This is a genomic window from Streptomyces sp. ISL-36 (genome assembly GCF_018614205.1).
Classification (GTDB): Bacteria; Actinomycetota; Actinomycetes; order Streptomycetales; family Streptomycetaceae; genus Streptomyces.
Genome location: NZ_JAGGOS010000048.1, coordinates 82588 through 95318 on the forward strand (window position 1 = coordinate 82588; position 12731 = coordinate 95318).

The following is a 12731-nucleotide window of genomic DNA, read 5'->3' on the forward strand; positions in this document are numbered from 1 at the left end:
TTTGCCCCAGCATCCCATCGGCCCCGCGTGGCTGCGCCGGGAGCCGCTCGCCCGGTAGGCTTTCCGTGTGATCTTCAAGCGCATCGGTAACGGGCGGCCGTATCCCGACCACGGCCGGGAAAGCACCCGGCAGTGGGCGGACGTGGCGCCGCGCCCGGTCCGCCTCGATCAGCTGGTGACCACCAAGGGCCAGCTGGACCTGGAGACGCTGCTCGCGGAGGACTCCACCTTCTACGGCGACCTCTTCGCGCACGTCGTGAAGTGGCGGGGCGACCTCTACCTCGAGGACGGGCTGCACCGCGCGGTGCGCGCGGCGCTCCAGCAGCGGCAGGTCCTGCACGCGCGCGTCCTGGAAATGGACTAGCGACCGCGTCTCCGTGACCCGTTCGGAGTCTCTTCCCGCCCATCCGGACGCGATCACATGATCATCCAGTAGGCATCCCTCACGGGCGGCATTACGCTGCGTCCATGAGCATGCTCACTCCCCCCGGTATGGGCGGAAAGTACCGCATCACGGGGGACACGTACCCCCGCATGCGCCGCCCCCGGCACCGTCGCAGGATCGTCCTCGCGGCCGGCGCCGCTGTGGTCGCGCTCGGCGCGGCCGGGTGGGGGACGCTGCAGCTCGTCGACGTCTTCTCGGGCGGCGACGGCGAGAAGACGGCCACGGCCGCAGGCCGCGGCGGCGACTGCAAGCCCGCCCCCAAGGCGACCACGGCACCCGGGGCCGCCCTGCCCAAGCCGGGCCAGATCACGGTGAACGTCTACAACGCGACCCCGCGCAGCGGCCTCGCGAAGACGACGGCCGACGAGCTGAAGAAGCGCGGCTTCACCATCGGCAAGGTCGGCAACGCACCCGCGGCGTACGACAAGAAGGTGCCCGGCGCCGGCCTCCTGCTCGGTGCGCCCGGGGCCGTCAAGGGCGCGTTCCCGGTCCTGGGCACCCAGCTGAAGGCCGCCACGACGAAGACGGACACCCGCGCCACGGCGGACGTGGACCTGATCATCGGCACGGCCTTCAAGAACCTGGACCCGAAGACGACGGCGGACGCGGCCCTGGTCGCTCTGAACAAGCCCAAGGTCGCGCCCGCCGGTAAGTGCTGAGCCGCGTGAACGGGCCCGCGTGAACGGGCCCGGCGTGCGTGTGAACGGGCCCGCGCGAACGGGCCCGGCGTGCGTGTGAACGGGCCCGCGCGAACGAGCCCAGCGCGCGTGTGAACGAGCCCGCGCGAACGAGCCCAGCGCGCGTGTGAACGAGCCCGCGTGAACGAGCTCAGCGTGCGTGTGAACGAGCCCGCGTGAACCAGCCCGGCGTGCCTGTGAACACGCTGGGCCCGCTGTCCGCTAGTCGGCCGTGCCGTACATGCGGTCGCCCGCGTCGCCCAGGCCCGGGACGATGTAGCCGCTCTCGTTGAGGCGCTCGTCGACCGAGGCCGTCACGACGGTCACCGGCGTGCCCGCGAGCTCGCGCTCCATGACCTCGACGCCCTCCGGGGCGGCGAGCAGCACGACCGCGGTCACATCGTCCGCACCGCGCTTGATCAGCTCCTGGATGGCCGCGACGAGCGTGCCGCCGGTCGCCAGCATCGGGTCCAGGACGTACACCTGGCGGCCCGAGAGGTCCTCCGGCATCCGCGTCGCGTAGGTCGACGCCTCCAGCGTCTCCTCGTTGCGGATCATGCCCAGGAAGCCCACCTCGGCCGTCGGCAGCAGCCGCACCATGCCGTCGAGCATGCCGAGACCGGCCCGCAGGATCGGGACGACCAGCGGCCGCGGGTACGACAGCTTCACACCGGTCGTGGGCGTGACGGGGGTCTCGATGTCGACCTGCTCGGTGCGCACGTCCCTGGTGGCCTCGTAGGCGAGCAGGGTGACCAGCTCGTCGGCGAGACGGCGGAAGGTCGGGGAGTCCGTGCGCTTGTCGCGCAGCGTGGTGAGCTTGTGGGCGACCAGCGGGTGATCGACGACGTGGAGACGCATGGCTCCAACAGTAGCCCGCACTGGCATCAACCCACGCCGTGGAGGGAAGGTGGGGGCACAGGACCCAGTCGTGGGGTGGTGTGGCCCATGCCCGACCCGCAGAACCCGGAAGACCGGGCCGACGCGCCGGACGACGCGCCGGAGAGTGCGCCGGAGACGGCCGCGGAGCGCCGTCGGCGCCGCGCCCAGTTCCTGCGCGAGCTGCACGAGGCGAAGGCGCTGCGCGACCGCGTCCAGCCCCGGCGCGCGCGGGCGGCACGGATGCGCCAAGCCATGCGGATGCGGACCTTCCGCTGGTGACGGCGGTGGTGACGGGGACCGGCGCCGCGCCGCCTGTGCGCCGGGGCCGTGCGCCGGGCGACGCGCCCGCCCGCGTCCACCCGTTCGCCGTCTCGATCAGACTGATGCACGACGCAAGAGCCGAAGACCTCTCCTGAAGCCGCTGTTTCTGCCACGATGCCGATTGGGCGGGGCACCAGGAGAGCGCCGCCGGATCGTCACACCTCTGATCAGTGGGAGAGTCACGGTGTACTTGGCCGCACTGCTCGCGCGCACCGAAGACGGGTGGGAAGCGAGCGACACAGAGATCGACGATGTGGAGACCCTGTCGGATCTGATCGAACTGGCCCGCGAGGCCTCGGTCGACGACGACACGGTCATCGTCTTCATCGAACAGGAGGATGCCTGGTTCGGCCTTCTCCGCGTCGAGGGCGAGGACGACCCTCGCATCTACGTGTCGGACGGGGCGGCCGCCGCCCGCTCCTCGTACGGGGAGATCCTCACCAAGGAACTGCTCGGTGACGACCAGGACGACGACACGGCCGACCTGGACGCGCTGGACCTCGACGGTACGGAGGACGGCGAGCCTCTCGACCGGGAGGACGACGACGAGGAGACGGTGGGCGCCACCGCCGACGCGGTGCCCGCCGCGCCGGTCGGCGACCGGCTGATCCTGGCGGATCTCGGCCTGGCCGAGAAGGAGCTGCTGGCGCTCGAGAGCGACGCGCTGGCGGAGATCGCGGACGCACTGGGCGCCGCGGAGGTGCTGGAGACCGTTCGCTTGTGACCGAGGCAGGACCCGATCCCGTACGGCGTCACGCGCACGACGTACAGCAGCGTGACGTACAGCAGTCCGCGCCCGATCCCGTACGGGGTGGCCTCCAGCGGCCCGCGCCCGAGCATCCCGCCGCCGATCCCGTACGGGATCCCTGGCGGGATGCCATGGGGCTCGCTCTCGCCGAGGCCGACCGGGCCGCGCTGACCGGTGACGTACCGGTCGGCGCGGTCGTGCTCTCCCCCGACGGCGCGGTCCTCGCCGTCGGGCACAACGAGCGTGAGGCGACCGGCGACCCGACCGCCCACGCCGAGGTCCTCGCCCTGCGCCGGGCGGCGGCGCGCACCGGCGAATGGCGGCTGACCGGCTGCACGCTCGTCGTGACCCTGGAGCCCTGCGTGATGTGCGCGGGCGCGCTCGTACAGTCGCGGGTCGAACGGGTGGTGTTCGGCGCGTACGACGAGAAGGCGGGCGCGGCCGGCTCCCTCTGGGATCTCGTACGGGACCGGCGGCTCAACCACCGCCCCGAGGTGATCGCCGGCGTGCGCGGCGAGGAGTGCTCGGCGCAGCTGACGGCCTTCTTCCGGGAGCGCTGAACACCGCTCCGACCTGCGCGGCGATACGGATTTCATCGGAGCGGCACCTTTGGGCTAAGCTCTCTCTCGGTAGCGTGTCCGAGCGGCCGAAGGAGCTCGCCTCGAAAGCGAGTGTGGCGCAAGTCACCGAGGGTTCAAATCCCTCCGCTACCGCTGGTAGATGAAGGGTCGGTCCCGATGGGGCCGGCCCTTCATCTCGTTCCGGCTCGGGATCGGTCCGCTTGTGCCGCGGGCGCCGCCGCCCCACTTGAGGCGACCGGGGACGGTCAGGGCCCTGCTGGGAACTCCTTTGACGGTGAGCCGGGGCGGCTGGCTAAGCTGCGGGCACCTTCGGGTGCTGACAAGCTCGGGGGACTGGCCGACGGCTGCGTCCGCCTGGCTCCTCCACTGGAGCGGGGTACGTCTCATGACGGGCGCCGTCGGCCGTTTCGTGCCCGGTGAACGACACCGGATCGCGCTCCCAGCAGCGGGTGGACGGCAGAAGACCCCGGCGCGTGTGTCACGCGGCCGGGGCCTTCTCACGTAGGACGGGGGGAGCGGCATCGGGGGGACAAGCCGCTCCCCCCGATGAGAACCGGTCCTGCAAGCCCGCGCCGCGTCGGGGGGAAGCTCGCGGCGCGGACCCCGCAGTGAGGGCCGGTTCCTCGCCCTGCGGATTCCTGCCGACTCCGCAAGGGCTCGACATCCATACTGCTGTGCCGTCACCCTTCCGGGGGCGGCAAAAGGCCCCGATCCCCGGGCCCTTGGTCCATAAAGGCCGGGTGAAGAGGCTCCGCTAGACTCACGCGACCACGCAGGGGCGCAGACACGGGAGGGCGCGGCAGATGGCGCAAGCGAAGAAGGTCGCGCTGTACGCGGTCGCGGTCTTCGTGCTGTACACGATCATCAATTCCCCCAGTCGGGCGGCCGATCTGGTCCAGGTAGGGTTCGAGGGCATATCGAGCGCCGCGCAGGGTGTCGGCGAGTTCATGACCGAGCTCATCAACTAGGAGTCCCCAGTGATCCGCCATCTGGTCCTCTTCAAGCTCAACGACGGCGTCAAGCGCGACGACCCGCGCGTGGTCGCCGGCGTCGAGGCCTTCAGGGCGCTGGGCGGGACCATCCCGGAGCTGACGTTCTGGGAGTGCGACTGGAACATCACCGACCGGCCGATCGCGTACGACTTCGCCATCAACTCGGCGGTCGCGGACACCGATGCGCTCCAGCGCTATCTGGCCCATCCCGCGCATCAGGCGGGTGTCGCACAGTGGCGCGAGTTCGCCACGTGGGTGATCGCCGACTACGAGTTCTAGGGGCACCCGACCGCCCCTTCGCCCCTCTCTTTCCCGGGCCCCCGCCATGACGGCGTGGGGCCTTTTGGGTATTTACCTCCCGTTTCGTCACAACTTGCCGTCAACACGTGGTTATACGGTGCTTGCACACAGTGGACATGTCTTGTGATGCTATGACCGCTTTTGATGGATGAGTTTGACCGTAGTTGACCAGCAAGACCAGCCAAAGGGGTGGCGTGAACGTGCCGGCCAGTACAGCGCCTCAAGTCCCGCCCCAGAACGAGGCCGGCGGCCCGGACGCCCCGCGCCCCCGGCCGCAGAGCACCCGGGGCGCCGACACCCGTGCGCTCACGCAGGTGCTCTTCGGGCAGCTCAAGGGGCTGGAACCGGGCACTCCGGAGCATCACAGGGTGCGCGGGGCGCTGATCGAGGCCAACCTGCCGCTCGTGCGGTACGCCGCCGCCCGCTTCCGCTCCCGCAACGAACCGATGGAGGACGTCGTCCAGGTCGGCACCATCGGTCTGATCAACGCCATCGACCGCTTCGACCCCGACCGGGGCGTCCAGTTCCCGACCTTCGCGATGCCCACCGTCGTCGGCGAGATCAAGCGCTACTTCCGCGACAACGTACGGACCGTCCACGTGCCGCGGCGCCTGCACGAGCTCTGGGTCCAGGTCAACGGAGCCACCGAGGACCTGACGACCGCCCACGGCCGCTCACCGACCACCGCCGAGATCGCCGAACGTCTGAAGATCGGCGAGGACGAGGTGCTGGCGTGCATCGAGGCGGGCCGGTCCTACCACGCCACCTCCCTGGAGGCGGCCCAGGAGGGCGACGGACTGCCCGGGCTGCTCGACCGGCTCGGCTACGAGGACCCGGCGCTCGCCGGCGTCGAGCACCGGGACCTCGTACGGCATCTGCTCGTACAACTGCCCGAGCGCGAACAGCGGATCCTGATGCTCCGTTACTACAGCAATCTGACACAGTCCCAGATCAGCCAGGAACTCGGTGTCTCGCAGATGCATGTGTCAAGGCTCCTCGCCCGCAGCTTCGCCCGTCTGAGGTCCGCAAACAGGATCGAGGCGTAGCCGGAACGGGTAGACCGGTTCGGAGCAGTCCGGAACGGCTTTTCAGCGGCCCAAATGCCGTACACCCCTTGTTTCCTGCGGATTTGTGCTTTCACTGTGTCGACAAGTCACTACAGCGTGTTGCCGACATGTGACATTCTGCTGGAACCGCGTTTGCCGCAGCCCCGCCTCCGGTATTCAGGTGGAGGCTGCGTTCCTCCGATGGTCGTGGCCGCCGCGACCGTCCGCGACCTCAAGGGGGTGGCATGTCCGCAGAACAGGGCAGCTCGAAGGTGCTCACGCTCACGCCCGCGCTCGCGCAGACGCCGGTTCAGATGCCGGTGCAGCCGCAGGCTCAGGCCCAGAGCGAAGCGCCTGCCGCGCCGCTGGTCGTCTCGCCGGAAGCCATCGACACCCGCACGCTCTCCCGCTCCCTCTTCCTGCGCCTGCGCGCCCTGGACGACCAGGGTGCCGCCGCGGACAGCCCGGAGCGGACCTACGTCCGTGACACCCTCATCGAGCTCAACCTCCCGCTCGTGCGGTACGCGGCGGCCCGGTTCCGCTCGCGCAACGAGCCGATGGAGGACATCGTCCAGGTCGGCACGATCGGCCTGATCAAGGCCATCGACCGGTTCGACTGCGAACGCGGCGTGGAGTTCCCGACGTTCGCGATGCCGACGGTCGTCGGCGAAATCAAGCGCTTCTTCCGCGACACCTCGTGGTCGGTGCGGGTGCCGCGCCGGCTGCAGGAGCTGCGGCTCGCGCTGACCAAGGCGAGCGACGAGCTGGCCCAGAAGCTGGACCGCTCCCCGACCGTGCCCGAACTCGCCGCCGTCCTGGGCGTCTCGGAGGAGGACGTCGTCGACGGCCTCGCGGTCGGCAACGCGTACACCGCCTCCTCGCTCGACTCCCCCTCCCCCGAGGACGACGGCGGCGAGGGCTCGCTCGCCGACCGGCTCGGGTACGAGGACACGGCCCTGGAAGGCGTCGAGTACCGCGAGTCGCTGAAGCCCCTGCTCGCCAAACTCCCGCCCAGGGAACGGCAGATCATCATGCTGCGGTTCTTCGCCAACATGACCCAGTCGCAGATCGGCGAAGAGGTCGGCATCTCCCAGATGCACGTCTCACGGCTGCTCACGCGGACCCTGGCGCAGCTGCGGCAGGGCCTGATCGCCGACTGAAAGAGCCGGAACTTCTTCCTTGCTGACGGACCGTCAGTCACACTGGCGCCATGCGGCGACAGAGGCGACGGACGTCAGGCCTTGTGGTGGTCGCGCTCTGCCTCGGTGGAGCGCTGACCGCGTGCGGCGGCGGAGGCGACGGCGAGGGCTACGCGGCGGTGGGCGCCGGCTCCACCCCCGAGGACGCGGTACCACCGTCGGGCAAGGTCACTCTGGTGCCCCTCGACAACCCCTCGGCGAGCGGTACGACCTCCAGCACCTCCTCCCCCTCCCCCGGCGCCCCGGGCACGAGCGAGGGCGGGGGTACGGACGGGCGTGCTGGCGCGGGCGCGGGTACGAACGGGGGTACGGATGACGGTCCGGGCGGGCCCTCGGCGCCGGACCCGGGGACCTCGCCCTCCGGCCGCACGAACCCCGCCGCCCCTCTCCCCGGGACCCCTGGCACGACCGGCGGCCCCGGCACGACCGGCGGCCCCGGTGCGACGACACCGCCCGCCTCGTCCGCCCCGCCGGCCCCCGGGACCACACCTCCCGCGCCGCCGCCCCGGCCCCCGTCCACGCCCGCCGCGCTCACGCTCTCCGTCCCCGTCCTCACGGACGCGGACAAGCGGTGGTGCGAGCGGGTCACCGTGACGTTCCGCAACACCGGCGGCACGGCGGCCACGTCGGGCACCGTCACCTTCGCCACCCACGTCATCGGTGCGCTCGGCATCGACTGGGCGACGGTCGAGTCCACGCAGCCGCTGCCCGCGCCGATCGCGGCGGGAGCGGCACGGACCCATACGTACACCGTCTGCGTGGAGTCCTGGCGGGTGCCGCTCGGCATGCACGTCGACACCCGGGAGGTCACCGCGACCTGGACGTGACCCGACCCCGACTCCGTCGACCACCCCTGCCTGCCGAGCGCCGAGCGCCGAGGACCGACGGACGAGCACCGCCGACCACCACCGCCGACCACCACCGCCGTCGAGCACCCGCAGTCGAGCACCGGGCCTCGGAAAAAGACCCGGCCGCCCTCGGTGGGAGGGCGGCCGGGGCGCGGAATCGGTGGGGGGGGGAACGCTCGGCGGGCGAGCGGCTCGGGTGGTCAGCCCAGGGCCAGCCAGGCGACCGCGGCCAGGACCGCGATCACCGCGATCACGCCCACGATCAGGCCGACCCGCGGGCCGGACGACTGGGGCGCGGCCTGCTGGCGCCCCTGCGGGACGCCCTCGTCGACGAAGGCGCGGAACATCTGGGTGTTGCCGGCCGGGTCGTAGTTGCCCTCGGGGCCGGGGCCCTGACCGTACGGTGCCTGGGGGTTGTGTGCCATGAGCCAGGACCCTAGCGAACCTGGGCTTCCGCCCCCAAGCCCCGCCCCGTGCCCCGGCACCGCTCCCCCACACCTCCTCCTCCTTTGCCGATTCTTTAGCGCGGTTTGACCGATTTAGTTTGCCTGAAGCAACCATCCATCCTTATGGTTGCCCTAAGCAACAAGATGCATGGGGTACCCGATGGAGACACGGAACCGCTACGAGAACCTGGCCCGCCAGGTGAGCGCGATCGGCGCGGTCAAGCGAGGCATGGCACGCTCCCTGCCCGCCGACTGCCCCAGCGGCTCGGCCGTCGTGCTCGCCCTGCTCAAGCGTCATGGAGACATGCGGATGAGCCGCGTCTCGGAACTGATGGCGGTCGACATGTCCGTGAGCAGCCGCCATGTGGCCCACACCGTCGACCGAGGGTGGGTCGAGCGACTGCCGGACCCGGGCGACAAGCGTTCCCGACTCCTGCGCCTCACCGACGGGGGCCGGGACAAGCTCGCCGAACTCGACCGACGGCTGACCGCCATGCTCGCCCGCAACCTCGCGGGCTGGTCCGACGACGACGTCGACCTCCTGACCACACTGCTCGCCCGTCTCCGCGACTCCTTCGGGGACTGCCGGGCCCACCACGCGTAAAAGCAAAGGAAGTTCATGGCCACGACCACATCCGCCCCGTCGACGCAGGCGGGCGGCCACGCCTCCGGCGGGGAGGCGCCGATGACGCACCGGCAGATCATGGAGGCGCTCTCCGGGCTGCTGCTCGGCATGTTCGTCGCCATCCTGTCCTCGACGATCGTCTCCAACGCGCTCCCCCAGATCATCACCGACCTGGGCGGCGGCCAGTCCGCCTACACGTGGGTGGTCACCGCGGCCCTGCTGTCGATGACCGCGACCACCCCCCTGTGGGGCAAGCTCGCGGACCTCTTCTCCAAGAAGCTGCTCGTCCAGATAGCGCTGGTCATCTACGTCGCCGGCTCGGTCGTCGCAGGCCTCTCGCAGAACACCGGCATGCTCATCGCCTGCCGGGTCGTCCAGGGCATCGGCGTCGGCGGTCTGACCGCGCTCTCCCAGATCATCCTGGCCGCCATGATCGCCCCGCGCGAGCGCGGCCGGTACAGCGGCTACCTCGGCGCCACCTTCGCCGTCGCCACCGTCGGCGGCCCGCTGCTCGGCGGCGTCATCACCGACACCGACTGGCTCGGCTGGCGCTGGTGCTTCTACGTTGGCGTGCCCTTCGCGATCATCGCGCTGCTGGTGCTCCAGAAGACCCTGAAGCTCCCCGTCGCCAAGCGTCAGGTCAAGGTCGACTGGGCGGGCGCCCTCGTGATCAGCGCCGCCGTCTCGCTGCTGCTGGTCTGGGTGACCTTCGCGGGCGACAAGTACGACTGGATGTCCTGGCAGACGGCCGCCATGGTCGGCGGATCGATCGTCCTCGGCGCGCTCTTCGTGTTCGTCGAGTCGAAGGCGAGCGAGCCGATCATCCCGCTGCGCCTGTTCCGCAACCGCACCATCACGCTGGCCTCGCTCGCCTCGCTCTTCGTGGGTGTCGCGATGTTCGCCGGCACGGTCTTCTTCAGCCAGTACTTCCAGCTGGCCCGCAACGAGTCGCCGACGATGTCCGGCGTCCTGACCATCCCGATGATCGCCGGTCTGTTCGTCTCCTCGACGGTCTCCGGCATGGTCATCACCAAGACCGGCCGCTGGAAGGCCTGGCTGGTCAGCGGCGGCGTCCTGGTGACGGGCGGACTCGGCCTGCTCGGCACGATCCGCTACGACACGGAGTACTGGCACATCGCGGTCTTCATGGCCGTCATGGGTCTCGGCCTCGGCATGATGATGCAGAACCTGGTCCTGTGCACGCAGAACCAGGTCGACCCGGCCGACCTCGGCTCCGCCTCCTCCGTCGTGACCTTCTTCCGCTCGCTCGGCGGTGCGATCGGCGTCTCGGCCCTCGGCGCCGTGTTGGCCCACCGGGTCACGCACTACGTCCAGGACGGGCTCGCCGACCTCGGCCCGAAGGCCGCGGCAGCGGGAGCGGGCAGCGGCGGTTCGGGCGGCGGCATCCCCGACATGGACAGCCTGCCGGCGCCGATCCGTACCGTCATGGAGAGCGCGTACGGGCACGGTGTCGCCGATGTCTTCCTCTACTCGGCGCCCTTCGCCCTGCTCGCCTTCCTGGTGACCCTGTTCATCAAGGAGGTCGCACTGAAGAGCGCCGGTGGCGCGGCGGCGAAGACGACGTCCGAGGAGCAGGCGGCCCCCGCCCCGACGGCAGCGGTGACCCCCGTGGCAGACGGGACGGCGGTGACCGACGTGACGGCGGTGGCCCCGGTGTCCACCGGCCTGACCGTGAGCGGAACGGTTCGTACCGCCGAAGGGACGCACGTCCCCGGCGCGACGGTCACGCTGATCTCGCTCGGCGGGCAGCAGCTCGGCCGCTCGGTCGTGCGCGACGAGGACGGCTACGCCTTCGACGCGCCGGGCGCCGGATCGTACGTCCTGATCGCCTCCGCCGACGGCTTCCAGCCGCAGGCCTCCACGGTGGTCGTGAACGACGGCCCGCTCACCCACGACGTGCTCCTGACCGGCACCAGCGGGCTCACGGGCTCCGTCACCGCCGCCGAGGGCGGAGCGCCCGTGGACGGCGCGATGGTCGTGATCACGGACGTACGGGGTGAGGTCCTGGCCAGCGGCAAGTCCGGCGCGGACGGCGGCTACGCCTTCGCGGAGCTGGTGCCCGGTCCGGTCACGGTGGCGGTCACCGCCGCCGGCTACCGACCGCAGGCGCTGCCCGTGGAGATCGGCGGCCTGGGCGCGACCCGGCTCGACGTGGCCCTCGCGGCCGGAGCGGTCGTCCAGGGCACGGTCCGCGCGGGACTCGACCACCGGCCGCTGGCCGACGCACGGGTGACCCTGGTCGACGCCGCCGGGAACGTGAAGGCGTCGGCGACCACGGACGCGGACGGCGCGTACGGCTTCGCGGACCTGGACGCGGGCGAGTACACGCTCATCGCGACCGGCTACCCGCCGGTGGCGGGGCGGCTGACCGTGACCGGCGCCGGGGTCGACGGCCACGACATCGAACTCGCCCACCCGGGCGAGTGACCGACCCCCGGCCGCGCTTCGAGCGGAGACGCGGCCGGGTCCGGGGCGGCAGGCAGGGGACGGCCTGCCGCCCCGCTGTTTTTTCGGAAGAGTGAGGGTACGGATGGGACTGCACGCAGAGGTACGGACCCGCGACGGGTGGCCGGTCCAGCACGCGGTGGTGACCGTGACGGACGGATCGGGCGGACAGGTCCTGCGGGCGGAGGCGGACGGCGACGGGGTCGTACGGTCGGAGCCTGCGCTGGCGCTGGCGCCGGGGGCGTACACGGTGGTGGTGACCGCGCTCGGCTACGCGCCGGACGCGCGCACGGCGCTGGTCGGCGCGGCCGGGCGGGCCGAGGTGGGCACGGTCGTCCTGGCCCGTACGGGCGGTACGGAACTGCCCGCCCCGGGCGCCTGGACTCTGGACGCGGCGCACTCCTCGGTGGGGGCGGTGGCCCAGCACCTGGGGATCTCCAGCGTGCACGGGCGGTTCACCGAGTTCACCGGCCGGATCGAGATCGCACCGGACGTCCTGGCGTCGCGGGTGGAGGCGGTCATCGCGGCCGGGTCCGTCGACACCGGCAACGGCCTGCGGGACAAGCACCTGCGCTCCGAGGACTTCCTGGACGTGGACCGCTTCCCGGAGATCACGTACCGCGGCACGGCGCTGCGGGCGGCGGGCCCGGACCGGTGGGTCGTGGACGGCGCGCTCTGCCTGCGGGGCATCACACGGGAGGTCCCCCTGGACCTCACCTACCTGGGTACGGGCGCGGACCCCTGGGGCGGGGTGCGGGCGGCCTTCCGCGCGGAGGCGGAGCTGCGGCGGGAGGACTTCGCGATGAACTACAACCAGGTGGTGTCCGCGGGCATCGCGGCGATCGGCACGACGCTGCGGGTGACGCTGGACATCCAGGCGGTACGGGCGGCCGAGGAGGGCTGACGGGACGTCGGCCCGACCGGGCATCGGGGCGACCGGGCATCGGGCCGACCACGGGTCGGACCGAGCCGCGCCGGGCCCTCGCCGGGCGGTTCGTGGCTGGGGCCGGCCGGTGGGCGGCCGACGAGGGGCGGACCGGGCGCCGGGCCGACCACGGGTCGGGCCGAGCCGCACCGGGCCGAGCCCCGTTCGGTGTTCGTGGCTGGGGCCGACCGGGTGTCGGGGCGACCGGGCGTCGGCCCGGCCGCCTGTCGGGG

Annotated in this window: 15 protein-coding genes and 1 tRNA gene; 14 read left to right on the top strand and 2 right to left on the bottom strand. The window is 71.5% G+C overall.

The window, feature by feature from the left end:
• Positions 1-67: 67 nt before the first annotated feature.
• Both J7E93_RS13570 and J7E93_RS13575 read left to right on the top strand, forming a co-directional pair.
• On the top strand, positions 68-364 hold the full coding sequence (locus J7E93_RS13570) for a type II toxin-antitoxin system VapB family antitoxin (RefSeq protein WP_009067182.1): 297 nt from the start codon (positions 68-70) through the stop codon (positions 362-364).
• Between the two features lie 104 nt (positions 365-468).
• Positions 469-1104 carry a LytR C-terminal domain-containing protein gene (locus J7E93_RS13575; RefSeq protein WP_215068903.1) on the top strand — a complete coding sequence of 212 codons (636 nt, stop codon included), beginning with the start codon at positions 469-471 and terminating at the stop codon, positions 1102-1104.
• 240 nt (positions 1105-1344) lie between these two features.
• Here J7E93_RS13575 and upp read toward each other — a convergent pair whose 3' ends face one another.
• A complete protein-coding gene (gene upp, locus J7E93_RS13580) occupies positions 1345-1980 on the bottom strand; it encodes a uracil phosphoribosyltransferase (protein ID WP_215068905.1) in 636 nt (211 codons plus the stop codon).
• An 87-nt stretch (positions 1981-2067) separates the two neighbouring features.
• Here upp and J7E93_RS13585 point away from each other — a divergent pair, with 87 nt between their 5' ends.
• From J7E93_RS13585 to J7E93_RS13625, 9 genes are all read left to right on the top strand, one after another.
• Positions 2068-2280, top strand: a complete 213-nt coding sequence (locus J7E93_RS13585; protein ID WP_215068907.1) for a hypothetical protein — start codon at positions 2068-2070, stop codon at positions 2278-2280.
• A 226-nt stretch (positions 2281-2506) separates the two neighbouring features.
• On the top strand, positions 2507-3046 hold the full coding sequence (locus tag J7E93_RS13590) for a hypothetical protein (RefSeq protein ID WP_215068909.1): 540 nt from the start codon (positions 2507-2509) through the stop codon (positions 3044-3046).
• 155 nt (positions 3047-3201) lie between these two features.
• Positions 3202-3630: a tRNA adenosine(34) deaminase TadA gene (gene tadA, locus J7E93_RS13595; protein WP_215068944.1), complete on the top strand. Its 429-nt coding sequence runs from the start codon at positions 3202-3204 to the stop codon at positions 3628-3630.
• 68 nt (positions 3631-3698) lie between these two features.
• A tRNA-Ser gene (locus J7E93_RS13600) sits at positions 3699-3783 on the top strand.
• A gap of 671 nt (positions 3784-4454) precedes the next feature.
• Entirely contained in the window at positions 4455-4619 is a 165-nt protein-coding gene (locus tag J7E93_RS13605; protein WP_215068911.1) for a hypothetical protein, read from the top strand.
• Positions 4620-4628: 9 nt separating this feature from the next.
• Positions 4629-4922, top strand: a complete 294-nt coding sequence (locus J7E93_RS13610; protein ID WP_215068913.1) for a Dabb family protein — start codon at positions 4629-4631, stop codon at positions 4920-4922.
• A gap of 221 nt (positions 4923-5143) precedes the next feature.
• Positions 5144-5989 (top strand): RNA polymerase sigma factor SigF, encoded by an 846-nt coding sequence (locus J7E93_RS13615; RefSeq protein WP_215068915.1) that lies wholly within the window; start codon positions 5144-5146, stop codon positions 5987-5989.
• Positions 5990-6234: 245 nt separating this feature from the next.
• The gene (locus tag J7E93_RS13620) at positions 6235-7149 is read left to right on the top strand and encodes an RNA polymerase sigma factor SigF (protein ID WP_215068917.1); all 915 of its coding nucleotides are present in this window, start codon (positions 6235-6237) and stop codon (positions 7147-7149) included.
• 50 nt (positions 7150-7199) lie between these two features.
• Entirely contained in the window at positions 7200-8015 is an 816-nt protein-coding gene (locus tag J7E93_RS13625; protein ID WP_215068919.1) for a hypothetical protein, read from the top strand.
• Positions 8016-8236: 221 nt separating this feature from the next.
• Here J7E93_RS13625 and J7E93_RS13630 read toward each other — a convergent pair whose 3' ends face one another.
• Positions 8237-8461, bottom strand: coding sequence for a hypothetical protein (locus J7E93_RS13630; RefSeq protein WP_215068921.1), 225 nt, complete (start codon positions 8459-8461; stop codon positions 8237-8239).
• Between the two features lie 181 nt (positions 8462-8642).
• Here J7E93_RS13630 and J7E93_RS13635 point away from each other — a divergent pair, with 181 nt between their 5' ends.
• The 3 genes from J7E93_RS13635 (at position 8643) to J7E93_RS13645 (ending at position 12477) form a co-directional block, all read left to right on the top strand.
• Entirely contained in the window at positions 8643-9086 is a 444-nt protein-coding gene (locus tag J7E93_RS13635; protein ID WP_215068922.1) for a MarR family winged helix-turn-helix transcriptional regulator, read from the top strand.
• Positions 9087-9101: 15 nt separating this feature from the next.
• A complete protein-coding gene (locus J7E93_RS13640; RefSeq protein WP_215068924.1) occupies positions 9102-11555 on the top strand; it encodes an MFS transporter in 2454 nt (817 codons plus the stop codon).
• Between the two features lie 103 nt (positions 11556-11658).
• Complete coding sequence (locus tag J7E93_RS13645) at positions 11659-12477, top strand: YceI family protein (RefSeq protein WP_215068926.1); 819 nt, start codon at positions 11659-11661, stop codon at positions 12475-12477.
• Positions 12478-12731: the final 254 nt, after the last annotated feature.